This is a genomic window from Candidatus Anaeroferrophillus wilburensis (assembly GCA_016934315.1).
Lineage (GTDB): Bacteria > Desulfobacterota > Anaeroferrophillalia > Anaeroferrophillales > Anaeroferrophillaceae > Anaeroferrophillus > Anaeroferrophillus wilburensis.
Genome location: JAFGSY010000030.1, coordinates 94579 through 118355 on the forward strand (window position 1 = coordinate 94579; position 23777 = coordinate 118355).

General features: G+C 51.6%; 27 protein-coding genes. 18 read left to right on the plus strand and 9 right to left on the minus strand.

The window, feature by feature from the left end; all coding sequences use genetic code 11:
- Positions 1-258 precede the first annotated feature (258 nt).
- From ftsH to JXO50_08075, 16 genes are all read left to right on the plus strand, one after another.
- Positions 259-2169, plus strand: coding sequence for an ATP-dependent zinc metalloprotease FtsH (gene ftsH, locus JXO50_08000; GenBank protein ID MBN2333031.1), 1911 nt, complete (start codon positions 259-261; stop codon positions 2167-2169).
- On the plus strand, positions 2169-3398 hold the full coding sequence (gene folP, locus JXO50_08005) for a dihydropteroate synthase (protein ID MBN2333032.1): 1230 nt from the start codon (positions 2169-2171) through the stop codon (positions 3396-3398). The genes ftsH and folP overlap by 1 nt, the downstream gene beginning before the upstream one ends.
- Before the next feature lie 52 nt (positions 3399-3450).
- Positions 3451-4257 carry a diadenylate cyclase CdaA gene (gene cdaA, locus JXO50_08010; protein ID MBN2333033.1) on the plus strand — a complete coding sequence of 269 codons (807 nt, stop codon included), beginning with the start codon at positions 3451-3453 and terminating at the stop codon, positions 4255-4257.
- Positions 4258-4313: 56 nt separating this feature from the next.
- Complete coding sequence (locus JXO50_08015; protein ID MBN2333034.1) at positions 4314-5267, plus strand: hypothetical protein; 954 nt, start codon at positions 4314-4316, stop codon at positions 5265-5267.
- Positions 5268-5269: 2 nt separating this feature from the next.
- Positions 5270-6625, plus strand: a complete 1356-nt coding sequence (locus JXO50_08020; GenBank protein ID MBN2333035.1) for a phosphoglucosamine mutase — start codon at positions 5270-5272, stop codon at positions 6623-6625.
- 47 nt (positions 6626-6672) lie between these two features.
- Positions 6673-7389 carry a pyridoxine 5'-phosphate synthase gene (locus JXO50_08025; protein ID MBN2333036.1) on the plus strand — a complete coding sequence of 239 codons (717 nt, stop codon included), beginning with the start codon at positions 6673-6675 and terminating at the stop codon, positions 7387-7389.
- 14 nt (positions 7390-7403) lie between these two features.
- On the plus strand, positions 7404-7799 hold the full coding sequence (acpS, locus tag JXO50_08030; GenBank protein MBN2333037.1) for a holo-ACP synthase: 396 nt from the start codon (positions 7404-7406) through the stop codon (positions 7797-7799).
- Positions 7796-9382 carry an NAD(P)H-hydrate dehydratase gene (locus JXO50_08035; GenBank protein ID MBN2333038.1) on the plus strand — a complete coding sequence of 529 codons (1587 nt, stop codon included), beginning with the start codon at positions 7796-7798 and terminating at the stop codon, positions 9380-9382. Before acpS ends, JXO50_08035 begins: the two co-directional genes overlap by 4 nt.
- 97 nt (positions 9383-9479) lie before the next feature.
- Positions 9480-9929, plus strand: a complete 450-nt coding sequence (locus JXO50_08040; GenBank protein ID MBN2333039.1) for a CBS domain-containing protein — start codon at positions 9480-9482, stop codon at positions 9927-9929.
- A gap of 223 nt (positions 9930-10152) precedes the next feature.
- A complete protein-coding gene (tsaE, locus tag JXO50_08045; protein MBN2333040.1) occupies positions 10153-10620 on the plus strand; it encodes a tRNA (adenosine(37)-N6)-threonylcarbamoyltransferase complex ATPase subunit type 1 TsaE in 468 nt (155 codons plus the stop codon).
- Positions 10621-10625: 5 nt separating this feature from the next.
- Positions 10626-11870: an aspartate kinase gene (locus tag JXO50_08050; GenBank protein ID MBN2333041.1), complete on the plus strand. Its 1245-nt coding sequence runs from the start codon at positions 10626-10628 to the stop codon at positions 11868-11870.
- A 3-nt stretch (positions 11871-11873) separates the two neighbouring features.
- Positions 11874-13463, plus strand: coding sequence for a citramalate synthase (locus JXO50_08055; GenBank protein MBN2333042.1), 1590 nt, complete (start codon positions 11874-11876; stop codon positions 13461-13463).
- Positions 13456-13950 carry a MogA/MoaB family molybdenum cofactor biosynthesis protein gene (locus JXO50_08060; GenBank protein MBN2333043.1) on the plus strand — a complete coding sequence of 165 codons (495 nt, stop codon included), beginning with the start codon at positions 13456-13458 and terminating at the stop codon, positions 13948-13950. Before JXO50_08055 ends, JXO50_08060 begins: the two co-directional genes overlap by 8 nt.
- Entirely contained in the window at positions 13937-14455 is a 519-nt protein-coding gene (gene rimI, locus JXO50_08065; GenBank protein ID MBN2333044.1) for a ribosomal protein S18-alanine N-acetyltransferase, read from the plus strand. The genes JXO50_08060 and rimI overlap by 14 nt, the downstream gene beginning before the upstream one ends.
- Positions 14456-14546: 91 nt before the next feature.
- On the plus strand, positions 14547-15362 hold the full coding sequence (locus JXO50_08070; protein ID MBN2333045.1) for a dihydroorotate dehydrogenase electron transfer subunit: 816 nt from the start codon (positions 14547-14549) through the stop codon (positions 15360-15362).
- A gap of 89 nt (positions 15363-15451) precedes the next feature.
- On the plus strand, positions 15452-16372 hold the full coding sequence (locus JXO50_08075; protein ID MBN2333046.1) for a dihydroorotate dehydrogenase: 921 nt from the start codon (positions 15452-15454) through the stop codon (positions 16370-16372).
- A 26-nt stretch (positions 16373-16398) separates the two neighbouring features.
- Here the strand turns inward: JXO50_08075 and JXO50_08080 are convergent, their stop codons facing one another.
- From JXO50_08080 to JXO50_08095, 4 genes are read right to left on the minus strand one after another with little or no spacing between them, the layout of a single operon-like run.
- The gene (locus JXO50_08080; protein MBN2333047.1) at positions 16399-16728 is read right to left on the minus strand and encodes a PilZ domain-containing protein; all 330 of its coding nucleotides are present in this window, start codon (positions 16726-16728) and stop codon (positions 16399-16401) included.
- A 45-nt stretch (positions 16729-16773) separates the two neighbouring features.
- Positions 16774-17973, minus strand: coding sequence for a tetratricopeptide repeat protein (locus JXO50_08085; GenBank protein ID MBN2333048.1), 1200 nt, complete (start codon positions 17971-17973; stop codon positions 16774-16776).
- Positions 17974-17980: 7 nt separating this feature from the next.
- A complete protein-coding gene (locus tag JXO50_08090; GenBank protein ID MBN2333049.1) occupies positions 17981-18349 on the minus strand; it encodes a LapA family protein in 369 nt (122 codons plus the stop codon).
- Positions 18346-18861: an HIT domain-containing protein gene (locus JXO50_08095; GenBank protein MBN2333050.1), complete on the minus strand. Its 516-nt coding sequence runs from the start codon at positions 18859-18861 to the stop codon at positions 18346-18348. The genes JXO50_08090 and JXO50_08095 overlap by 4 nt, the downstream gene beginning before the upstream one ends.
- Before the next feature lie 145 nt (positions 18862-19006).
- Here JXO50_08095 and JXO50_08100 point away from each other — a divergent pair, with 145 nt between their 5' ends.
- Both JXO50_08100 and JXO50_08105 read left to right on the plus strand, forming a co-directional pair.
- The gene (locus JXO50_08100) at positions 19007-19192 is read left to right on the plus strand and encodes a hypothetical protein (GenBank protein ID MBN2333051.1); all 186 of its coding nucleotides are present in this window, start codon (positions 19007-19009) and stop codon (positions 19190-19192) included.
- Positions 19182-19709 carry a ferredoxin gene (locus JXO50_08105; protein ID MBN2333052.1) on the plus strand — a complete coding sequence of 176 codons (528 nt, stop codon included), beginning with the start codon at positions 19182-19184 and terminating at the stop codon, positions 19707-19709. The genes JXO50_08100 and JXO50_08105 overlap by 11 nt, the downstream gene beginning before the upstream one ends.
- Before the next feature lie 12 nt (positions 19710-19721).
- Here the strand turns inward: JXO50_08105 and recJ are convergent, their stop codons facing one another.
- The 5 genes from recJ to JXO50_08130 form a co-directional block, all read right to left on the minus strand.
- Entirely contained in the window at positions 19722-21440 is a 1719-nt protein-coding gene (recJ, locus tag JXO50_08110) for a single-stranded-DNA-specific exonuclease RecJ (GenBank protein ID MBN2333053.1), read from the minus strand.
- A gap of 31 nt (positions 21441-21471) precedes the next feature.
- Positions 21472-22308, minus strand: coding sequence for a DMT family transporter (locus JXO50_08115; protein ID MBN2333054.1), 837 nt, complete (start codon positions 22306-22308; stop codon positions 21472-21474).
- 37 nt (positions 22309-22345) lie between these two features.
- Positions 22346-22837 (minus strand): pantetheine-phosphate adenylyltransferase, encoded by a 492-nt coding sequence (coaD, locus tag JXO50_08120; GenBank protein ID MBN2333055.1) that lies wholly within the window; start codon positions 22835-22837, stop codon positions 22346-22348.
- Between the two features lie 4 nt (positions 22838-22841).
- Positions 22842-23399 carry a 16S rRNA (guanine(966)-N(2))-methyltransferase RsmD gene (gene rsmD, locus JXO50_08125; GenBank protein MBN2333056.1) on the minus strand — a complete coding sequence of 186 codons (558 nt, stop codon included), beginning with the start codon at positions 23397-23399 and terminating at the stop codon, positions 22842-22844.
- 92 nt (positions 23400-23491) lie between these two features.
- On the minus strand, positions 23492-23770 hold the full coding sequence (locus tag JXO50_08130; GenBank protein ID MBN2333057.1) for a PxxKW family cysteine-rich protein: 279 nt from the start codon (positions 23768-23770) through the stop codon (positions 23492-23494).
- Positions 23771-23777 lie beyond the last annotated feature (7 nt).

Consider the following 23777-nt stretch of genomic DNA (forward strand, 5'->3'; position numbering starts at 1 on the left):
AAAGCCATGGCAGCGAATGGACGTTGACTCACCTGAGCCAATCCTTCCTTACAACATCCTGTTTTCCCTTGAAAAATAAGGATTAAATATGGTAGTAACATTATCCGTTTGGTAGCTGGCGGCCACCTTAGGTTTCGCGCAGATGGCTGGCAATAAACGGTAATGATGACAACCCTGACTGTTAGTTGTTGGTTGGCAGTCAAAACAACCCGGATGCTTTTTAACATCATCAAACTCTGGAGAAAGATAGTATCAGCGATGAAAGGTAATAAAGAACTGAAGCCGTTCTATAAAAATCTGGCTCTCTGGCTGGTGATCAGTTTAATCATGATCATGGTGTTCAATGTTTTCAACAACCCGAAGGTTGGCCAGCATGAAATTATTTTCAGCGACTTTATTGAACTGGTCAACAACGGACAGATCAGCGAAGTGACAATTCAAGGTCATGATATCAGCGGCAGTTATGGCACCACCGCTTTCAAGACCTATGCCCCTGACGATCCTGCCCTGATTGAGCTGCTGCGCAGCAAAGGGGTTAAAATATCGGCAAAGCCTGAAGCTCAGCCACCGCTATGGCAGTCGATTCTCATCTCCTGGTTTCCCATGCTGCTTCTGATCGGTGTCTGGGTCTTTTTCATGCGCCAGATGCAGGGGGGCGGTGGCAAGGCCATGTCCTTTGGCAAAAGCCGGGCCAAACTCCTCACTGAAAGCCAGAAAAAAGTTACGTTCAAGGATGTTGCCGGCACTGAAGAGGCCAAGGAGGAGCTGGAAGAAATCATCAGCTTTCTCAGGGATCCGAAAAAGTTCACCCGGCTTGGCGGAAAAATCCCGAAAGGCGTGCTGCTGGTTGGCCCGCCGGGGACCGGAAAAACCCTGCTGGCCAAGGCCATAGCCGGCGAAGCTGAGGTGCCTTTTTTCAGCATCAGCGGTTCCGACTTCGTGGAAATGTTCGTCGGAGTCGGTGCGTCAAGAGTCCGTGACCTTTTCAACCAGGGGAAGAAAAATGCTCCCTGCCTGATTTTTATTGACGAGATTGATGCCGTCGGCCGTCACCGCGGTGCCGGCCTGGGGGGCGGTCATGATGAGCGGGAACAGACCCTCAATCAACTGTTGGTGGAAATGGATGGTTTTGAGTCCAATGAAGGAGTCATCCTGATTGCCGCCACCAACCGTCCGGATGTGCTGGATCCAGCGCTGCTGCGGCCCGGCCGCTTCGACCGGCAGGTGGTGGTACCCAACCCCGATGTCAAGGGTCGGGAGGGAATCCTGAAAGTGCATGCCAGGAACGTTCCTTTGGCACCGAATGTTGATTTTAAGATCGTTGCCCGAGGGACCCCCGGGTTTACCGGCGCCGACCTGGCCAACCTCATCAATGAAGCAAGTCTGTTGGCCGCCCGGAAGAATAAAAACCAGGTTGAGATGGAAGATATGGAGGAGGCCAAAGATAAGGTCCTCATGGGTGCTGAACGACGCAGTCTGGTTATCAGCCCGGAGGAAAAGAAGAACACTGCCTATCATGAAGCCGGTCATACCCTGGTAGCCCGTTTTCTTCCCGGCACCGATCCCATTCACAAGGTGACGATCATCCCTCGTGGACGGGCACTGGGTCTTACGCAGCAGCTGCCCATCGATGAACGCCATTCCTATGACAAGGAATATCTGCTCAATAACATTTCCGTCCTGATGGGTGGTAGAGCGGCAGAGGAGGTTGTCTTTCAAAAATTCAGCACCGGAGCCGGCAATGACATTGAACGAGCCACCCATCTGGCACGAAAAATGATCTGTGAGTGGGGCATGGGCAAAATGGGCCCGGTAAGCTTCGGCAAGAAGGAAGAGCATATCTTTCTCGGCCGGGAAATGGCCCACGCAAAGGACTACAGTGAAAAAATCGCCGTCGAAATTGACGAAGAGATTAAGGAAATCGTTCATGGCGCTTATGATAAAGCCCATGCAATCCTGGCGGATAAACGACAGGAACTGGATGACCTGGCCGTCGCACTCCTGGAAAAAGAATCCCTGAATGGTGAAGAAATAGACCAGATCATCGGTTTGTCGGTGGCGGCTATGGCCGAACAACAATCCGAGGATGCCATTGATGAGGAACATGACCCCGGCCGGGAAGAGGCTGCTCCGGCGGTGGATGAACCAACATCTACAGGCAGCGATTGATGCGAAAATTCTTTGTCCATTTTCAGGATATTGCCGGCCCCGATGACGCGGCGGCCATCATGAAGCAGATTGGCACCGACACCCACGGCGTCACCCTGATGAAAAACAAGATGGTTCACTACACCTTGCGCGTTGGACCGTTGCCGGCCAGGGCGGCCAATATCGTCAAGCAGGAGATGCTGTCTGTGGGTGGTGATGCGGCAGTAGCCCGCGGCGTGATCGACTGCAGTGCTCCTGATGGACCGGTACTGCTCAGCGCTACCCGCAAGCAGTTTCGCCGTTTTTTGCAGAAGATGCGCGCCCAGCCTTTCTCCCTGCCAAAATTGGCTGATCAAATCCAGGCGGCAATCTCCTGTTATGAACGTCCTGCCCCCTACCTGTTCACTTGTCGGGGGATCACGGTTGATCTCCAGCAGCAGCCACTGATCATGGGCATCCTCAACGTGACCCCTGATTCATTTTCAGATGGTTCCCGCTACCAGGCAAAAGAACAGGCTCTGGAACATGCCCGGCAGATGATTGCAGACGGAGCGGCAATCATCGATATCGGCGGCGAATCAACCAGGCCAGGAGCAGCAAAGGTAACCTTGGAGCAGGAACTTGAACGGGTGATCCCGGTCATTGAAGCTTTGAGGGCAGAGCGGGATGATATTCCATTATCCATCGATACTTACAAAAGTGACGTCGCCAGAGAGGCTTTGGCGTCCGGAGCTGACATGGTCAATGATATCAGTGCCGGCCGCTATGATTCCGGTATGGCCGGCGTGGTGGCTGCTACCGAGGCTTATCTGTGCCTGATGCACATTCAGGGAACACCGGACAATATGCAGGAGCATCCTGAATACCGCGAGGTTATCGAAGAAATAATCAGCTCTTTGGAAGAGAGCGTTGACCTTGCCGTCCAGAATGGGGTAGCCCGGGAGAAGCTGTTCATTGACCCGGGAATCGGTTTCGGCAAAACACTCGCCCATAACTTGACGATCCTCAAACACCTCCGAGAATTCAGGGTATTGGGGCTGCCGATTCTGATTGGTACTTCGCGAAAATCTTTTATCGGCCGGCTGACTGGAAAAGATGTTGATGACCGGTTGGCAGGCACCATTGCCAGCATCGCCCATGCCGTTTGGAGTGGCGGAAACATCATCAGAGTCCATGATGTTGGTGCCGCCCGTGATGCCATTCAGATCATTAATGCCATCCGGCAGGCTGATCGCTATGGAGAATGCTGATTGCCCGTCATATCAACAATAGTTATGATCTAACCTCTTCGAGTGCTATTTGATGGTAGATATCATTTATAATCTGCGCTGGCAGGATATTCTCGACATTGTCATCGTTGCCTTTCTTATCTACCATGTGCTGCTTATTATTCGCGGGACCCGGGCATTTCAGATTCTTCTGGGCCTCTTCCTGATTTTCATCATCTATGAAATTTCCCTCTATTTGGGGTTTTATACCCTACACTGGATAATCAACGGTTTTCTCAGTTCAATTATTCTCATCATTATCGTCCTCTTTCAGAACGAAATTCGCCGGGCCTTGGCAAAATTCGGCAAAACTTCTTTTTCCATTAATCCGTCAGAAGAGCATCATTATCTTGAGGAAACGGTAAAGGCATGCCTGGCCATGTCGTTGAAGCGGGTCGGTGCCTTGATCGTCTTTGCCCGTGAAAACAAGATGCCCAACATCATTGAGGGGGGAGTACAGATCAACGCCGAGATCAGCGATGCGCTGCTGCTCAGCATTTTCAACCCATCCTCTCCTCTCCACGACGGGGCGGTTATTATTATTGATGGCCAGATCGTCGCGGCCGGCTGTTTTCTGCCCCTGACCACCAACCCCCTCATTGATAAGAATTATGGCACCCGCCATCGGGCGGCAATCGGGATTACCGAAGATTCGGATGCAGTTGTTATTGTTGTTTCAGAAGAAACGGGCACCATTTCCCTGGCCATGGGTGGTAAAATCACCAGGGGACAGGACGCCGAGTCGCTGCACAAAGTATTGACCAAAATCTTTATGCCCAGCAAGAGAAACAAGGGGAATTTAAGTTTGCAGGGGCTGCGGGATCTGCTGCGGATAAAATAACCATGCTCCCCGGATGGGGGAGGGTGAATAGCCAGGATTGCTGCCCGAGGTGTACCATGTTTCGCCTGCACAATATTTTCTTCAATAATTTCAATCTCAAGATACTGTCGGTGATCTTGGCTGTTCTCCTGTGGTTTGTTGTCATTGGCGAAAGCAAGAATGAGCTGGGGATGGATGTCCCCATAGAATTTCAAGGTATTGCCCAAGATGTGACGATCGCCGGAGATATACCCAGCACCATCCACATCCGCCTGAAAGGCTCTGCCACCCTGTTGCGGCCGCTGACCAAGAAACCCCCCTTTTTCAGTATTGACCTCGCAGGAGCAAAAGTCGGTGATAACGTAATTCTTTTAGGGGAACACCAGCTGAAAAACCTTTCACTGGGAATAAATGTCGTCGACATTACCCCGCCAACCATAACCCTGACGCTTGATACAATCATTGAAAAACGTTTGCCGGTCGTTATTGAAACCAGCGGCTCCTTGCCCCGTGGCTACCAGATTGCCAACATGTCAACGATGCCTGAATTTGCCGTGGTGCGTGGCACCAAACGATACCTGCAGAAAATCGACAAGATAACCACTAAACCCATTGACCTTTCGACCATTGAACAGCAGCTTTCCCGTGAAGTGGCGCTTTCCTATCTGCCGGAAAAAATTAAATCCATTGACCCTCTGACGGTAAAGGTTTTTATTGCCATCAGTGAGGAGCGAACCCAACGCAGCATCAAGGGGGTTCGCATTGATTTCATTAATAAGCCACCATCTCTGGAGCGTCTCAGCTACAGCAACTATTTTGTCGATCTGCTGGTCAATTCACCCCAGACACTCCTGCTGGATGAAATACGCCATAACACGAACGTTTTCGTTGACTTGGCGGAACTGGAAGGCTCCGGTGTCGAGGATCATTATGTAACCCTGCCGGTTACCATTGAACTGCCGGACAAGGTTAATCTCATTTCTGCCAACCCAAAACAGGTCGAAGTCATCTTCAACCAGAAAAAGAAGTAACCATGTATAAAAGAAAACTCTTTGGCACCGATGGTGTGCGGGGCATTGCCAATATCGATCCGATGACCGCGGAAATGGCCCTGCACATCGGACGGGCAACGGCCTTTATCTGCAAAGAGAAAGAGCATCGGCATCGGATAGTCATCGGCAAGGATACCAGGCTGTCGGGTTATATGCTGGAAAGCGCCTTGGTTTCGGGAATTTGTTCCATGGGCGTCGATGTGCTGCAGATCGGCCCCATGCCGACTCCCGGAATTGCCTTTTTAACCCGCAGTATGCGGGCTGATGCCGGCATGGTTATATCCGCCTCCCATAATCCTTTTCAAGATAATGGCATCAAAATTTTTTCCCGTGATGGCTTCAAACTGCCTGATCAGCTTGAGGAGACCATCGAAAAAATGATTTTTAATGATACCATCAAGGGACTGCGTCCGACAGCGGACGCCGTGGGTAAGGCGTTCCGCATAGACGACGCCAACGGCCGCTATATCGTCTTCCTGAAAAACACTTTCCCCGATGAACTTGACCTGGAAGGATTACGGCTCGTTATTGACTGCGGCAATGGCGCTGCCTATAAGATTGCCCCGGCTGTTTTTGCCGAACTCGGGGCTTCGATCACCACTATCGGAGTCTCGCCGGATGGCAAAAATATTAATGATGGCTGCGGATCACTGCATCCGGAGCGGCTCCAGCAGGAGGTGATAAAACAACAAGCCCACCTCGGCATTGCCTTTGATGGTGATGCAGACCGGGTGGTGTTTGTCGATGAACGGGGAACAGAGGTTCATGGTGACCAGGTTATGGCTATCTGCGCACTGGAAATGGCCCGCAAAAATCAGTTGAAGAACAATACCCTGGTGGCTACCGTCATGAGCAATATGGGCTTGGAGAAGGCCCTGGAACCTGCAGGCATCTCTGTTGTCCGGACCCAGGTTGGAGATCGCTACGTGGTTGAGGAGATGCGCCAGCATGGCTACAATTTTGGTGGCGAACAATCCGGCCACCTGATTTTTATGGACCACAACACAACCGGAGATGGAATTTTATCCGCACTCCAGGTGCTGTCGGTGCTGGTCCGCTCAGGAAAATCCCTGTCCGAGCTGGCACAGGTTATGGATATCTATCCTCAGGTTTTGAAAAATGTGCCGGTGGCAAGTAAAGTTCCCCTCGATCAGGTCCCTGCCCTGTATGCCAGGATTAAGGACGTGGAACAGGAAATACAAGGTCGGGGACGCCTGCTGGTACGTTATTCAGGCACGGAGAACAAGCTTCGGGTCATGATGGAAGGGGACAATGCCGCCCAGATTAACGGCTATGTTGACGAACTGGCAGCCCTGGTGCAGCAGACCCTTGGCTGAGATCTGGCCGATGCAACCGACCGAAGAACATGCTGGAGACAAAAACCATGATTAAACTTGGTGTCAATATAGATCATGTGGCAACCATACGACAGGCCAGGGGAATCAGCGAACCGGACCCCGTTGCTGCCGCCGTGCTGGCGGAGATGGGTGGCGCAGACGGGATCACTGTTCATCTGCGGGAAGATCGGCGTCATATCCAGGATCGTGATGTGATGCTTCTGCGACAGGTAATCAAAACAAAATTAAATCTTGAAATGGCTCTCGCACCCGAAATCATTGCCATTGCTGAAGAGATTAAACCCGATACGGTGACGCTGGTGCCGGAAAAGCGGCAGGAACTGACTACGGAGGGCGGTCTTGATGTCATTGGCCAACAGGTGGCAGTAACTGAGGTGGTGCGCCGCTTTCAGTCCCAGGGAATAATCGTCAGCCTGTTTATTGATCCGGATGCTGATCAGATTGCAGCCGCTCATAAAACCGGGGCAGAGTATATTGAGATTCACACCGGTCGCTACTGTGATGCCCATTCGGCAGCAGAGCAGCAACATGAATACAAGCTCATAGAAGAGGCCTGTGTTATCGCCCGTAATCTCAATCTTGGGGTCAACGCCGGCCACGGTCTCAATTATCGCAATATCCAACCTATTGTCCGCATTCCGGGCATCGAAGAAATGAATATCGGTCACAGCATTATCGGCTACGCCGTCCTGGTGGGATTGGAACGGGCAGTGCGAGAGATGAAAAACCTGCTCATGCCATAAAAGGTTCATCTCCTATGATAACGACATCAATCAAAGGCATCGGCACTGATATCGTTAAAATCAGTCGTATTGACGAGCTGATAAGCCGCTATGGCAGCCGTTTCCTCGGACGCATTTTTACGCCCGGGGAGATATCCTATTGCCAGGCAAAAAAAGCTCCTGCACTTCATTTTGCAGCCCGTTTTGCCGCCAAAGAGGCGCTACTTAAATCCTTGGGAACGGGGTTGAGTGGCGGCATCAGCTGGCAGGATGTGGAAGTTTCCAGGGCCTCGGGTGAAGCACCGGCATTTATCCTCACCGGCAAGGCAGCCGGTGTGTGCCAGGAACGCAGGATAACCGAAACCTGGCTGAGCTTGAGCCATGAGCATGAGTTTGCCCTGGCTTTTGTGATCATCGGTGGAGCTGAATGATGCAACTGGTCACGGCACAGCAGATGCGGGAGTTGGACGCCAGAACCATTAATGAAGCGGGTATACCGGGGATAGTCCTCATGGAGCTGGCCGGCCGCGGTGCTTTTGACTTTATTGTCAAACAGGGATGGCTGCAATCGACTGCCGATCCAGTCCTCATTCTTGCCGGCAAAGGCAATAACGGCGGTGATGCTCTGGTGGTGGCCCGCTGCCTGCTGCTCGCTGGCTACAGCAATGTTGACGTACTCCTGCTGGCAGATTCAGATGTGATCCGGGGCGACGCCAGGACTAATTTAGCATGCTACCGGCAGCTGGGCGGTATAATCACCGAAGTAACCACCGCTGAAGAGTGGGAACAGGTGTGCCCAAGGCATCGCGCCTATCGGCTGGTTGTTGACGGAATCCTGGGCACCGGCCTCAACAGTCCGGTGCGAGGGTTTTATGGCGATGTTATCGACCGGGTTTCGCGCCTGGACGGCGCTGTTGTGGCACTTGACATTCCCTCCGGTCTGCATGCTGACCGGGGAGTTCCTTTGGGAAACTCCGTCAAGGCGAATGCCACGGTAACCTTCGGACTAGGCAAAACCGGGCTTTTTGGTTATCCTGGAAGGGAATATGCGGGGGAAATCAAGGTCATTGACATAGGCATTCCGCCATCATTCCTTGCCTCCATGCAATCTGTCGAACTCCTTACCGTTGCCGGGTGCCAAGCTCTGATGCCACCGACACGTGGGAAAAACTCCCACAAGGGAACCCATGGCCATCTCCTGACCGTTGCCGGCTCCCGGGGACGATCCGGCGCCGCCCTTATGGCCGCTTTTGCGGCCATGAAAGCCGGCTGCGGATTGTCGACCCTGGCTACACCATCACCGGTAGCCGCCAGTATCGAAGGGCGGGTCCCCGAGCTGATGATGGCCCCCCTCGCCGACGACGGCCAGGGCAGGGTTGGGACAATCAACCTCGCTGATATGACACTCCTTTGGCAGGGAAAACAGGCCATTGCAGTGGGCCCGGGATTGGGCGTTCATGAACAGGTTAGAGAGCTGGTCGCCGGAATGGTTAAACACTCACCGGTTCCCCTTGTTCTTGATGCTGATGCCCTGACGGTTCTGGCAACCGATACGGCATGTTTGGCAGAAAAAAACTCACCGGTTATTCTTACACCGCATCCAGGTGAGATGGCCCGGCTGTTGGCCGTCACCACCAGCAAGGTTCAGGAAAACCGGCTGCAACTGGCAAAGGATTTTGCCTGCCGGCATGGCGTGTATCTTGTCCTCAAGGGGGCGGGAACAGTTGTCGCCGCCCCGGACGGTACGGCGGCAATCAACAGCAGCGGCAATCCCCTACTGGCAACTGCCGGCTCAGGTGATGTCTTAACCGGCACCATCGCCGGCCTCCTGGCTCGGGGACTTTCACCCTTTTCATCCTGCCGTCTGGGTGTTTATCTCCACGGTCTTGCCGCTGATCTGCTGGCAGAACAAAAGATCAGCCAGGGAATAACTGCCGGTGACCTGCTCAATGCCCTGCCGGCAGCAAGTCAGCTGCTGACAGAGCAGTCTGCGTCTCCAGGAAGGCCTACCTAATCGTTCAACAGCCTCAGGGAGCAGACCATAACAGCCCGTATTTTTTTGCAGCGATCATAGAAAACTGTGTGAGCTTGCCTACCATAAGGAGAAGAATGTGAAACTGGCTAACGATATCATGACCACCCCGGTGATCACGGTTACCCCTGAAACCGGCATTAAGGAATTGGCAACCCTTTTGACCAGCAGGAGAATCAGCGGCGCACCGGTGGTTGACGGTGAGGGCAGACTGCTGGGAATCGTCACCGAGACAGATCTACTGTTTACTGAAAAACCGCTGCATATCCCGACGTTCTTTACCATCCTGGATTCGTTGCTGTACTTTGAAAACCCTTTCAAGATGGATAAGGAGATGAAAAAGCTCACCGCCAGTACCGTGGCGGACATCTATACGGCAGATTGTCTCACCATAACAGCTGCAACACCGGTGGATGAAATTGCCGCTCTGATGATCGATGAACAGAAGAACCTGCTGCCGGTTGTTGACGAGGACCGCAAGGTGGTTGGCATCATCAGTCGGACAAACATGTTGTCTTTGATCGGTTAGACCTGCAGCCACTGACCTGATTTCCCGTGCCAGGCCAGGTTGTATTGTTCAAGGCAGAATTGCCCTGCGCTTTCGACCAGTCGGAAGGGATGAGGTACCCGGAGCGGATGGTTGAGCTTGAACGTACGTGATTGTTTTCAGCCGGCAGTGTGCAACTACCGGCTGAAAATTATTGCCTTCCTCCGGTCAAACAGCAAATCTCAATTTGATTATTTTGGCAAAATTGTCTAATAAAGAGCAAATCATCTCCTCATCGCCGGATGAGACGATCAGGATTGGCGAGCAGCTGAGTTGCAGTCTGACGAAAGGCTTGCATATCTTCACTCTCCATGGAACCCTGGGCGCCGGCAAAACCTTGCTGACCAAGGGTATTGCCCGGGGTTTGAATGTTGGCGACTGGTACTACGTCAACAGCCCGACGTTTACGCTGATCAATGAGTATGAAGGACGTTTACCTCTGTACCATTTTGACCTTTACCGCCTGGGAGATTCTTCAGAGCTGTTGGAGATTGGTTTCGAGGAATATCTCCAACAAAGCGGGGTGATGGTCATCGAGTGGCCGGAAAAAATTGGTGGGTGGCTGCCTGCGGATCGCGTCGTCAGGATTTACCTGCAGATAACCGGCGAGCAGCAGAGAGAGATTATCATTGTCCGCGACCCATCAACTGTTAACGCTATCCGTAAAGAGTAACAACTATGGCTCTGGTAGTACAAAAATATGGTGGCACCTCAGTCGGCTCCATTGAGAGAATCAAACATGTTGCCCAACGGGTGATCGATACAAAAAACCAAGGGAATCAGGTTGTTGTCGTTCTATCGGCCATGTCCGGAGAAACGGACCGCCTTTTGAGCCTGGCTGGCCAGATCAGCCCGAACGGCAGCGAATTGAATGAGCGGGAGTTGGATGTGCTGGTTTCAACCGGCGAACAGGTCTCTATTGCTCTGTTGGCGATAACCGTTGAAACAATGGGCGAGAAGGCCTGCTCATTTCTGGGACACCAGATACACATTCTCACCGACAGTGCGTTCACCAAGGCCCGCATTAAAAACATCGATTCAAAAAGGATCAGTCAAGCCCTGGATGAAGGAAATATCGTTGTCGTTGCCGGCTTCCAGGGCATTGATGAACACGGCAATATCACCACCTTGGGGCGGGGAGGATCCGACACCAGCGCGGTTGCCGTTGCAACCGCCCTGAAGGCGGATGTCTGTGAGATCTACACCGATGTAGACGGCATCTACACCACTGACCCGAATGTCTGTCGCCAAGCCCGCAAACTTGCCAAGATATCCTATGACGAAATGCTGGAGTTGGCCAGCCAGGGGGCCAAGGTATTGCAAATACGATCGGTGGAGTTTGCCAAAAAATACGGCATTCCACTGCATGTACGATCTAGTTTTTCTGAGGTGGAAGGCACTATTGTATGCCAGGAGGATAAATCGATGGAAAAAGCTGTTGTTTCAGGCGTTGCCTATAATAAAAATGAAGCAAAAATAACCATTATCGGCGTTCCTGATCGGCCGGGAATTGCTGCCTCGGTGTTTTCCGCCATCTCTGCCAAGGGCATTGTGGTGGACATGATTATTCAGAACATTTCGGAAGAAGGACTCACAGACCTGACCTTTACCGTCCCGAAAGGTGACTACCATCGATCACTGGCAATCATTACCGATATCTGTCAGGAAATTGGTGCCAAAACGGTTTTAGGAGATGAAAAAATTGCCAAAGTATCCATTGTCGGCATTGGCATGCGAACCCATGCTAATGTCGCCTCAAGGATGTTCGCGGCTCTGGCACGGGAAAACATTAACATTATGATGATCAGTACGTCAGAAATAAAGGTCTCTTGTGTCATTGCGGAAAAATATGCCGAGTTGGCAGTCAGGGTACTCCATGATGAATTTGAACTGGAAAAGGATCCCGCCCATGAGGAGCAGTAGCTGATGGCCAAGATAAAAATTTATGATACCACCTTGCGGGACGGCACTCAGGCGGAAGAGATCTCCCTGCTGGCCGGCGACAAAGTGAGGATTGCTCGGAAACTGGATGAATTTGGCATCCATTATATTGAAGGTGGTTGGCCGGGTTCTAATCCAAAGGATATAAGTTTCTTTAAAAAAATCAAAAATGTTTCTTTGAAAACATCGAAGATTACGGCTTTTGGCAGCACGAGAAAATTCGAAAATCAGGCTGAACATGACCAGAATCTGCAAGCCATCCTTGATTCCGGGGTGAGGGTTGCGACCATCTTCGGTAAATCATGGGATTTTCATGTTACCAATGCACTGAACATCGGCCTGCATGATAACCTGGCCGTTATTGAAGATACCCTGGCTTATCTCAAGGGGAAAATGGCAGAAGTCATCTACGATGCGGAACATTTTTTTGATGGCTACAAACACAACAGCGACTACGCGCTCGAAACCCTCAAAGCGGCGATGCGCGGTGGCGCTGACTGCCTGGTTCTCTGCGACACCAATGGCGGCACCTTGCCATGCGAGCTGACAGACATTATCAAGGCGGTACAAAAGGAGCTGCAACCGACGTTGGAGCTGGGAATCCATGTCCATAACGATTCAGGGGTAGCGGTGGCCAACTCGCTGGCAGCCGTGAGCTGCGGCATTACCCATGTCCAGGGAACCATCAATGGCTTTGGTGAACGTTGTGGCAACGCCAACCTGATCTCCATTATCCCTAATCTGCAGTTAAAATTGGGCCATAAGGTTTTGCCTCGCCAAAATCTGCAGAAACTGTCGTCAGTATCGCGCTTTGTGGATGAAATAGCCAACAAAAGGCATAATAACCATCAGCCGTTTGTCGGTATGAGCGCCTTTGCCCACAAGGGCGGTATTCATGTCAGCGCGGTGCAGAAAGATCCTTTAACCTATGAACACATTTCTCCCGACTGGGTTGGCAATCAGCGTCGTGTGCTGGTTTCCGATCTTTCTGGACGCAGTAACATTCTCTACAAAGCCCAGGAATATAATCTTGATGTGGGCAATGAGGAGCAGACCAGGGCGATTCTCAAACGAATCAAGGATCTGGAAGATAGCGGCTTTCAGTTTGAAGGGGCTGAAGCCTCTTTTGAACTGCTGGTCAAAAAAACCATGGGAACCTATAAACCTTTTTTTGATCTCAAGGGTTTTCGGGTGATCGTCGAAAAATTTCCCCGGACGAAGACGCCGGTTTCTGAAGCTACCATCATGCTGCGGGTCAACAAAAAGATCGAGCATACTGCCGCTATTGGCGATGGCCCAGTGGATGCCCTGGACAAAGCCCTGCGCAAGGCGTTGGATGCATTTTTTCCGATTGTAAAAGAGATTAAACTGACCGATTATAAAGTTAGAATACTGTCTTCCGATCGGGGAACCAAGGCCGTTACCCGGGTACTCATTGAAACCCAGGATTCCTCCGGCAACAAATGGGGAACCGTGGGAGTTTCCGATAACATTATCGAAGCCAGCTGGCAGGCCCTGGTGGACAGCATTGAATACAAGTTGATGCAGGAAGGTGGTGAACCGAACCATGTATAACGTCGCAATTCTAACAGCCAGCGATCGGGGGTTTTCCGGTGAACGGGAAGATCTCAGCGGGCTTGCCATTCATCAACTGCTGGCTTCGTCAGGCAGCAACTTTCAAGTTGTTGCCGAAGCCATAGTGCCGGATGAAATAGATGAAATTATCGAGGTTCTTAACTCATGGTGTGCTGATAAGATTCCCCTTATCCTGACGACCGGCGGCACTGGATTTTCGCCTCGTGACATAACCCCGGACGCCACCTTGAAAGTTATTGAACGTCATGCTCCGGGCTTTGCCGAAGCAATGCGTTATGAAAGCCTGAAAATTACCCCCCATGCCATGATCTCCAGGGCGGTGGCCGGCATTTGTGGAGCAAGCCTGATTGTCAATCTGCCAGGCAGTGTCAAGGGAGTACAGGAATGTCTGGGTGTCATTCTGCCGGCCCTTCCCCATGCCCTGGACAAACTGATGGGAGACACGTCAGACTGTGGCCGTAGCTGAGCAGGAAATTTTACCTTTTTCACTGCTGCCGGCAACCGGGGATCATCTGTCGTCAATCATGGCCATCGACCAGCAATCGTTCCCCGACCCATGGGGCAGACGGTTGTTTCTGGATGAACTGACGGCGCCCCATTCCCGCCTTTACTGTGCGTTGCAAAAGCAATGGAACGGTTCTATTGCGGTTTGCGGTTATATCTGTTTCCACTGCTGTCTGGATGAAGCAAGCCTGTTGAAAATTGCCGTTCACCCTGAAAAACGACGTCAGGGCTTCGCTTCTGCTCTGCTGCAAAAAATGATGGCCAGCGCGGCCGGCGAAGGGGTCAGGACGATCCACTTGGAGGTGCGGCCATCGAATACCGCAGCGGTACGCCTCTATCAGTCCTTCGGTTTCAGCTGCCAGGGAAAACGGCGCCATTATTTTGCTGATACCGGGGAAGATGCCCTAATCATGAGTTTTTATACTCGATTGCAGAACGGGGAACCAGGGGAGGAGGTGCCCCTGTGAGAATGCATGCAGTCCCTTGGTTTCGTTTTTTCCCGGACCGCGGACATTGTTCCCTCTTGTAACATTCACATACGGAAACGGCACCCTCTTCATGACACTTTTCTCCAGCACTGTTCTTGCGCTCACCCAGCTCAGCAGCGATACCTTTCTTCTGACCCTTTCCAGCACAGAAAGCTTTGCCCGGCACTTCATTCCCGGCCAATTTGTCATGGTTGGCATTCCTGAATCAACTCGTTATGATCCGTTGCTGAAGAGGCCCTTCAGTGTCTGCCGGGTATCTCCCGAACAGATGGAACTGGCCATCAAGGTTGTCGGACGGGGCACCGCCATTCTTAGCAACCTGTCTGTTGGCAGCAGGGTCTCCATGCATGGCCCCCTTGGCAACGGCTATCCTCTTGACACCATCAGAACAACCGAAAAACTGTTGCTGGCAGCCGGGGGAATCGGCATTGCATCCCTGATGAGCCTGGTGGAATTCTGTCGCTCACACGATGGTTCTCTGGCCAACGTAGAGATCATAGTGGGAGCCCAGACAGCATCGCAGCTCACCTTTGTTGATCGCCTGGTCAATCTGGCTGAACAGGGCTTGCAGATCTCTTTAGTAACTGATGATGGCAGCAAAGGTGAAAAAGGTCTGGTGACGGATGCTATTGCCAGGCAACTGAATAAAAACAGCAAACGGCCGACCATCGTTTCCTGTGGACCTTTGCCGATGCTCAAGGCCGTCGGGGCGCTGGCCAAAAAATTTTCCTGCCCCTGTTATCTCAGCCTCGAAAGCCGGATGGCCTGTGGTTTTGGGGTATGCCTTGGCTGTGTAACCAGGAGAAAGCCCCCCGTCAAGGGAAGTCCCTGGCTCAAGGTGTGCAGCAATGGACCGGTTTTTTCCGCCGATATGCTGGACCTGTAATTTCCCCATTGGGCAGAGGTACTTTGTCAAGAACTGAGTATGTACAGCATAAATAATTGAGGTATTAGTATTCCTGCTGGTGGACGATTATGGTTGATCTTTCTGTTACCCTTGCCCCTGGTTTACGATTAAAAAATCCGATCATGACCGCCTCCGGAACGTTTGGCTATGGTCGTGAATACCAGCCATATCTGCAGCTGGATAATCTGGGGGCGATGATCACCAAGGGACTGTCTCTCAGACCCAAAGCTGGTAATGACTGCCCCCGGATTGTGGAAACTCCCTGCGGCATGCTTAATGCCATCGGTCTGGAAAATATTGGCGCCGATGCTTTTCTGCGGGATGAGCTGCCGACCCTGCGGGCGGCCCGGGCAACCGTGGTAGTCAATATTTTTGGTGAAACAAGGGATGATTATCTTCGTCTGGCAACGATGTTGAACCGGGAGGAGGGTATTGCAGCGCTCGAGATCAATATCTCCTGCCCCAATGTCAAGGCAGGAGGGATCCAGTTTGGCACCGATTCACGGATGGCCGCTGAACTGGTAGGAGCAATAAGGGAAGCAACATCTCTGCCGCTGATTACCAAGCTATCTCCCAACGTCACAGACATTGTTGCCATTGCCCGGGAAGTGGCCGCCGCTGGCTCCGACTGCATCTCTCTGATCAATACCATCACCGGCATGGCGGTTGACCTGAAAACCAAAAAACCCTCGCTCGCCAATGTGACCGGCGGCCTTTCAGGACCGGCCATCAAGCCGGTTGCCCTGCGGATGGTGTACCAGGTGGCCAAGGAAGTGGAAATTCCGGTTATCGGTATTGGCGGCATAGCCACGGCTAACGATGCGCTGGAGTTTTTGCTGGTTGGTGCTTCAGCTATCCAGGTGGGAACCTATAATTTCATTAATCCCGGCATAGCGACAGAAATTGTTGCAGGCCTGGAGGCATACCTGACTGCGCATGGCGTTGCCAGCATTAGTGATTTTATCGGCTCTCTGGAGGTTCCGGAATAGATCTGCGGATTAAAAAAAAACCATCGTTAACCCAGGCTACGGCGGTTCAGATAGGCAAGAATGGTAGAGCGTCTGGATTCCTTGATAAATTTGAAGGTTGCAGCAACCAGGTAAAGTGGCTGCCGCTGCCCCCTCCCCATCTCCTTTTCGGTTGTCCTGACCACGCGGGCCAAGTATTCACCGGGGATATCGGTACCGTTTTCACCGCTGAAATCAACCATCATCAGGGTCCCTTTGCGCAAAAGCGGGCAGGCGGTGGAAAACTGAAGGCCACCACCGCTCAGATCAACGGTGTGGGCCCTATAGGGACCGATCAGCTGGCCTTTGTCACTGATGACACTGAAATTAAAGGTCAGGGCAGAGAGAAGCGACGAAACCCTCGGCGATTATCCATGGCAGCTCTAATAGGGCCCAATGGTATCCCAATGGGCACACTTGGGACATTTCCAGACAATTTTATTAAGAAGATAGCCGCAGTTGCGACATTGATAAGGCTTGCTGTCAGGTCGATAGCTGGCGAAAAAAGCCTGCAGTATTTCATGATGCTCGGCACAGTTTTCCCGGCTGCTGACCAGCTTGCTGATCTGTTCAACCATCCTGATGCACCCAGGCTCCTTGTCCAGGATCTTTTTCATCCAAGGAATTGCCTTATCAATACTACCATGATCCATCAGGAAACTGATATAGCAGAGAACAAAAGGAATGTTTTCCCCGTAAGCGGCTAAGTGGGTAGCAAAAAAAGCCTCTTTGGCCTGCATCGCCGGTTCCGGAGACAATTGGCTGAAACGACTGACAGCAAGAGAAACCAGATCGGGATTCAAGACAAAGCCTTTTTCCCATGCTTTGATGGCTTCCCGCTCTTTGCCATTCTTCAAGTGCAGATCACCGAGATGAAGCCAGGCATCAATGCAGGCTTCATGGATGCCGATTGCCCGTTGGTATAAGGTTGCTGCTTTTCCCACCTCTCCTTGCTGCTCCGCCTCTTTGGCCATCTCAGTTGTCAGGTGAGCAATAATATGATTATTTTCTTCGCCGCCCCGCAAGTCGGTCAATTTCTTTTGCGTGCCAATAGCTTTATCCCATTCTTGTCCCATCTCATAAATCGATTCAAGCTGCACCAGCGCATCCACATAGGTTGGCGCTTTTTCATGCAGCTCTTCAAACGTCTTTCTTGCCCGATCAATGAGCCCGGCTTTTTTATAGTCGAGACCAATCTCAAAAAAAGTCTGCAATTCGACCTCAGCCGGCAAAGAGGAGCGCAACAGCAGGTTGCTATGCACCCTGATGGCCCGATCTACCTCACCAGTATTGCGAAACAGCTGACCCAACGCCAGATAAATTTCACTGGTTGCCGAGCTAACTTGGGCAACCTTGACAAATTCAGCAACCGCACGGTCCGTTTCATTGGAAAGGACATAGGATAATCCTCTGAAATAGGACCTGATCAGGGTGTCATGATCTTCAGCCAGCTGGCTGGCAGAGGGAGTTGCAGATCGGGATGGAGATTGGGAAGAGCTGGACTGCCGGCTTTTTTTTAGCCGGAACCAAAAAAGTCCGAGAAGAAAAACCAGCAGGATGATCGCTGCGAGGATAAAACTCATATGGCGATCAGCTCCCCGGCTGGGCTTCCAAATGAGATGATGCTCCCTCCGGGGCCAATTCAGCCGTTTCCGTCAGCGGTAGATTGCGGAATTTTGCCAATTCTGATTCCAGCTCCCTGATCTGCTGTTCCTTTTTTTTCAATGCCCGTCGCTGACGGAAGAGCAGGAGCATATCAACCGCCGCCACCGAAAAGGCACCGGTGAAAAGGGAGAGAAAAAGCAGGGCATACAAAGGAATATCCAGAGGGCCGAGACTGGTTACCAAAAGGTCGTAGTGCAAGTTTACCGCGGCGGAAAGGGCGGTGACGTTCTGAAATATAAAAACCAGCAACAGAGTCAGAAACACCAGCAGAAAAGCAATTTTTACATATCTCATGAGGACGCCATCCTTTCAGCTGAAAAATAGGGAAGTAAATGGTTGTAGGTTTCTTCCAGATGCTGGGGCATGACTTTCGTTTCCCCGATAACCGGCATAAAATTATAATCACCATGCCAGCGGGGAACAATATGGAAATGCAGATGATCAGCGATCCCGGCACCAGCTGTTTTGCCAAGATTGATGCCGCCATTAAAACCATCTGCCTGCAGTGCATCATGCAGACAATCGATGGAGCGGCGGAAAAGCTCCATAAGTTCCAGGTAGGCATCCTGAGAAAGTTTCCCAAGGTTATTGAGATGGGAGTAGGGAACGACCATCAGGTGGCCATTATTATACGGGTAGCGATTCAGCAGAACAAACGCGTGGGTGCCCCGGAACAGAATCAGATTATCACCGTCATTGTTCTCCGCGGCAATGCGGCAGAAAAGACATCCATCACGGCAGTTTTTCCTGTTGTCGTCAAGAATATACGACATGCGCCATGGCGCCCAGATAACGTGATGACTCATGGTTAACCTGCCTTTATCCGCCGTTCTGAATGCCTTTGATGTACCATGTTTTACCTGCCTTTGCCACCATTTTTCTCAGGCCAGCTGACCCGTTTTACCGACATACTTTAGGTTAGACTTTCATCCATCGCAATGGTACAAGAAAATGATGAAAAAAAGTGACCACCTTCAGCGTGCAGAGATCATCCAGCTGCTGGAAGAGCAACTGCGATTAAAGCAAGCCGCCCTGCCGCGGCATTCTGTCCGCCCCCACCAATTGCTGGAGATTGAAGCTCTGGAGGAGGAACTGGCAACACTGAAACATGAGCAGGAGGGTGATAATGATCTATGATGCTCCCACCACCGAATTGGACGCGATCATGACAGTGGCCCGTCTGATGATGGCAGCTGCCCGGACGGCACCCAAGGGAAAGGGCGCCGACAATCTGACAACCATGCTTTTTACCGGCGGGGATAAGGATAGGGTGGCTGATCAGATGGAACAGATTGCCCGGGAGGAGGATATCCCCTTCTTCCAGCGTGATGCCAAAAATATCCGTTTCTCTCCCGTGGTTATGGTACTGGGAAGCAGACTTGCCCCGCTGGGGATTCCCCATTGCGGCTATTGCGGCTATCAAAACTGTGGCGCCTGCAAGGAGGCTGATGGCCGCTGCAACTTCAATATTATTGATCTTGGCATTGCCCTTGGCTCAGCGGTATCTGTTGCCGCCTTGCACCATATTGACAACCGGATCATGTTTTCTTTTGGCAAAACAGTCCTGGAGATGGGTCTGCTGCCGGAAGAAACCAGAATCGCCTATGGCATTCCCCTGTCAATCTCCAGTAAAAGCCCGTTTTTTGACCGCTGAAAATGCCAGCTGTCAGCGGATATCTTTAAGGTTGAGCTGGATGGAACGGCTGCCATTCCAGACATTGATCTGAGGGGTAAAGGCGAGGTCAACCACGTCGTCAGACTTGACATTCCGATCTCCCATGGAGAAGCCGATGGCATTGACACTTGCGGTACGGTCGTTTACTGCAAGACGCAGATGATTTTTACCGACAATTGTTGCCCGACCGACCGTCACCCCTTGGGCCGCAAAAACCGGCACCGGATTGCCATAACCAAAGGGTGCCAGCATCTCCAAGTCCTGTAAAAGTTTGAATGATAGATCCTGCAAACGCACCTGGCCGTCAATCTCCAGCTGGGGCTGCAGTTCCCGCTGCTGCATTGCAGCCCCGACCCTGGCATCAAGATGATCACGGAAATCAGCCAGATTATGTTCCTCAATGGAAAACCCCACGGCCATTTGATGGCCGCCGAATTGCTGCAGATAGGCGCTGCTGCCGGTGATCAGCTCAAGGAGATTGATTCCGGGAATACTGCGTCCTGATGCCTTCCCCATCCCCTCGTCATTAAGACTGATCAGCATGGTCGGTTGGAAATAGCGCTCAGCTATTTTAGAGGCAACAATACCAATAACACCTTCATGCCAATCGGCTGAAGCAAGAATGGTAACATGCGTACCTCCATGCTGGGGATCAAGGAACAGCTGACTGTCGATCTCAGTATAGATCTTACTCTCGATCTGTCGCCGCTGGAGGTTGAGCTGCTGCAACCGGTCAGCCAGCTCAGCCGCCAGCAGGGGATCACTGGTGAGCAGCAGCTCCAGCGCATCCTCAACAGAATCGAGCCGGCCGGCGGCATTCAGACGGGGAGCAAGCTTGAACGCAATATCATGGGCAGATATCGTGGTTTCCTTTTTTACCTGACTGACCTCCAGCAGGGCATTAATGCCAACCCGGTGGCCAGCAGCCAGTTCCTCAAGCCCAAAGCTGACAAAAATACGATTGACGCCGACAAGGGGCACCACATCCGCCACCGTACCCAAAGCAACCAGATCAAGATAGCGACGCAGATTAATTTCAACGTGAAGCCGGCCGGCATCTCGTAATGCTCGCCGGCAGGCAATCAGCAGGTTGAATGCAACGCCAACCCCAGCAAGGTTTTTTTCCGGATAGCTACATCCTGGCTGTTTGGGATTAATGATCGCGCAGGCATCGGGAAGCAGAGCAGGCGGTTCATGGTGGTCGGTGACTATCGTATCCATATGGCGGCTGCGGGCAAAAGCCACCTCATCACAGTTGGAGATGCCGCAGTCAACGGTAATCAGCAGGGTAATCCCCTGATCGGCATAGTTCTGCAGCGCCGCCAAGTTCAAGCCATATCCCTCCCGTAGCCGGGAAGGAATGTGGCAGGTTATCTGCATGCCTATCTGACGGAAAAACTGCACCAGCAGAGTGGTTGATGAAATGCCATCAACATCATAGTCGCCGTAAACAAGAACTTTTTCCTGGCGCTCCAAGGCCTGCATCAGGCGGGCAACAGCCTTTTCCATCCCCTTCATCAGGTTGGGATCGGGAAGGTGAGTCAGCGAGGGGAAAAGAAACTTTTCAATCTCCTCCGCCTGATGCAAGCCACGATGCAGCATAACTCCGGCGACGACTGGTGAAATCCCCCATTGTGCGCCGATACTTTCCGCCTGTTTACTGGAGACAACAGCACAGTTCCAGAATGGCTGGTAATTTTTTTTACTCATGCAGTTACCCTTGCGCAAAGTATCCATTCTCTTACCTCCGGTATCCTTTCCAAATGACCAGAAAACCGGCGGCAAAAATCAGCAAGCCGCCAATACTGCTCCCAGCCTGGGGAATCTCTTGTAAAACCAGAGCTCCCAGAACAATCGTACTTACCGGTTCGAGATAGCCAACGACAGCGACGTGCTGGGCTTTGATAACCGACAGTCCGGAAACATACATGAGAGGGGCCAGGGAGCAGTGAATTATGCCCAGCAACAAGACAATGATCCAGTCCACAGGTGGAGTATGAGAAGGCTGCCCGAGAACCACCAGAGGCGCGGTAATCAGAACAATAAAAAAAGCCTGCCAGAAAGCAATGGACACCGGTGACAGCCCCCTGGTAAGTTTTTTGGCCACCAATAACGTGGCGGCATAGGCAATGCCGGAAACAACACCGCAACCGATCCCCAGCGCAGAAGAGTGGTCGGAAAAGAATTTCATGCCCGGGGCAAGAATCAGAAACAATCCCGCTAAGGAAAGGGGTAGGGATATGGCAGTCCAGCGATCCAAAGATTCGTTGAGAAAGAAGGGGGCAAACATGGCAACAAAGACCGGAGCCGTGTAATGACTGAACACTGCATTAGCAATGGTGGTATAACGTATGGCGGAAAAATAGAAAAATAGATTGAGCAGCAGAAAGAAAGCCAACAGCAGTATGGCGCGATAGCTTTCTTGGAGATCGGGCATCAGCTTGGCAATGGCCGGGGGATGAAGACGGGCAAAAACAAGCAGGAACGGCAGAGAAAAAAGTGAGGAAAAAAAGATCACCTGTTGCAGCGGCATCACCATTATTTTAATGATTATGCCCCAAGAGCTCCACAACAGCAAAGCAAGAATTACCTTGAGATATGCCTTACCAACACGCTTATTTAACAGAATGTTTTTCCTTTATCTTCTTTTCAACCAGGGGATGAACCAGATCGGTAACCGTTCCCCCCAAAGAGGCGAGCTCCTTAACGATGCGCGAACTGACATACATATAGGTATCTTTGGACATCATGAAAAACGTTTCCACGCTGGGCGCCAGCTTACGGTTCATTAAGGCCATCTGGAATTCGTATTCAAAGTCGGAAACCGCCCGCAAGCCGCGAATGATGGCATGGGCATTCATTTTCTGCACGTAATTAATCAGCAGCCCGTCAAAGGTTGCCACTTTAATTTTAGGATTATCGGCAAATATCTCACCGATCATCCACATGCGTTCTTTAATCGTAAAGAGACTTTTCTTGTCCTGGTTGCAGGCGACTGCCACCACCACTTCGTCAAACACCTTGGCGCCACGACTGATAATATCGATATGGCCATTGGTTACCGGATCAAACGAGCCAGGGTAGACAGCGATTTTGGTGCAGGACATGATATTACTCCTCTTGGCAGATCATGAAGGTCACTGAGCTATGGCCATAGCGTTTCACTTTCCAGACCATCAACGGGGGGCAGGGACTAACGGAATATCGGTAATCATGCTCCACAACCAAAACCCCATGGGGAGAAAGGATCTTTTCTTTCGCGATTAAATACAAACAACGATCCTGCAAACCGGACTGATAGGGAGGATCCATGAAAATCAGATCAAAGCGTCGGTTAACGGCCCCCTGGGCGGTGATAAATGTACTTGCCGGCGCATGAACAACATGCGCCAGGTCACTGAATCCAGCCCTTTCAAGATGTTGTCGGATCATCGTGCAGCATCGGGCTTCACGGTCGACACACCATACTTCGGCAGCTCCCCGGCTCAATGCTTCAAGAGTCATGATCCCGGTTCCGGCAAACAGATCGGCCACCACAGCTTCCGTTAACCGTTCCAGCCCCAGGACATTAAAAACAGCTTCACGAACCATTGATTTAGTAGGCCGGACGCCGGCAATGGTCACTTCTTTGAGATACAAACCCCGTCTTTTTCCACCGGTAATCCGCATGGTTCCAGCTTAACATCCACCCGTCAAAAAAAAAGGCAGAGGCTTGCGCAGACTCTGCCTTATGAACATCATTCAGCCAGGGGCGCTAGAAACTATCTACCACCACGCTTGGAAGCTTTTAAAGGGTTGATCTTCTTCTTAATCTCTTCAACATTACGTTTGACATGGGTAGCCATGACACAGATACCGCTCTTCCACTTGGCAGCCGGATTGGGAAAGGTTAGGCAATAGGTGGTGTCTTCAACGGTAACCACCTTCGCACATCCCTCGCACTGCTCAACGACCGGATGGCATTCACCATCTTTATAGGAACAACCCGCAGGCTTCATCAAAAAGCACTCATGCCCTTTACGCACAGACTGGCAAATCATCAATATA

Coding starts and splice junctions, on each gene's coding strand:
- rsmD (MBN2333056.1), bottom strand. CDS start 23,399: ATGCGGATTACCGGTGGAAAAAGACGGGGTTTGTATCTCAAAGAAGTG.
- JXO50_08055 (MBN2333042.1), top strand. CDS start 11,874: ATGGCCAAGATAAAAATTTATGATACCACCTTGCGGGACGGCACTCAG.
- JXO50_08075 (MBN2333046.1), top strand. CDS start 15,452: ATGGTTGATCTTTCTGTTACCCTTGCCCCTGGTTTACGATTAAAAAAT.
- JXO50_08025 (MBN2333036.1), top strand. CDS start 6,673: ATGATTAAACTTGGTGTCAATATAGATCATGTGGCAACCATACGACAG.
- coaD (MBN2333055.1), bottom strand. CDS start 22,837: ATGTCCTGCACCAAAATCGCTGTCTACCCTGGCTCGTTTGATCCGGTA.
- folP (MBN2333032.1), top strand. CDS start 2,169: ATGCGAAAATTCTTTGTCCATTTTCAGGATATTGCCGGCCCCGATGAC.
- JXO50_08100 (MBN2333051.1), top strand. CDS start 19,007: ATGATGAAAAAAAGTGACCACCTTCAGCGTGCAGAGATCATCCAGCTG.
- JXO50_08035 (MBN2333038.1), top strand. CDS start 7,796: ATGATGCAACTGGTCACGGCACAGCAGATGCGGGAGTTGGACGCCAGA.
- JXO50_08050 (MBN2333041.1), top strand. CDS start 10,626: ATGGCTCTGGTAGTACAAAAATATGGTGGCACCTCAGTCGGCTCCATT.
- JXO50_08095 (MBN2333050.1), bottom strand. CDS start 18,861: ATGAGTCATCACGTTATCTGGGCGCCATGGCGCATGTCGTATATTCTT.
- JXO50_08090 (MBN2333049.1), bottom strand. CDS start 18,349: ATGAGATATGTAAAAATTGCTTTTCTGCTGGTGTTTCTGACTCTGTTG.
- JXO50_08105 (MBN2333052.1), top strand. CDS start 19,182: ATGATCTATGATGCTCCCACCACCGAATTGGACGCGATCATGACAGTG.
- JXO50_08015 (MBN2333034.1), top strand. CDS start 4,314: ATGTTTCGCCTGCACAATATTTTCTTCAATAATTTCAATCTCAAGATA.
- JXO50_08020 (MBN2333035.1), top strand. CDS start 5,270: ATGTATAAAAGAAAACTCTTTGGCACCGATGGTGTGCGGGGCATTGCC.
- recJ (MBN2333053.1), bottom strand. CDS start 21,440: ATGAGTAAAAAAAATTACCAGCCATTCTGGAACTGTGCTGTTGTCTCC.
- JXO50_08060 (MBN2333043.1), top strand. CDS start 13,456: ATGTATAACGTCGCAATTCTAACAGCCAGCGATCGGGGGTTTTCCGGT.
- JXO50_08085 (MBN2333048.1), bottom strand. CDS start 17,973: ATGAGTTTTATCCTCGCAGCGATCATCCTGCTGGTTTTTCTTCTCGGA.
- ftsH (MBN2333031.1), top strand. CDS start 259: ATGAAAGGTAATAAAGAACTGAAGCCGTTCTATAAAAATCTGGCTCTC.
- acpS (MBN2333037.1), top strand. CDS start 7,404: ATGATAACGACATCAATCAAAGGCATCGGCACTGATATCGTTAAAATC.
- cdaA (MBN2333033.1), top strand. CDS start 3,451: ATGGTAGATATCATTTATAATCTGCGCTGGCAGGATATTCTCGACATT.
- JXO50_08070 (MBN2333045.1), top strand. CDS start 14,547: ATGACACTTTTCTCCAGCACTGTTCTTGCGCTCACCCAGCTCAGCAGC.
- JXO50_08130 (MBN2333057.1), bottom strand. CDS start 23,770: ATGATTTGCCAGTCTGTGCGTAAAGGGCATGAGTGCTTTTTGATGAAG.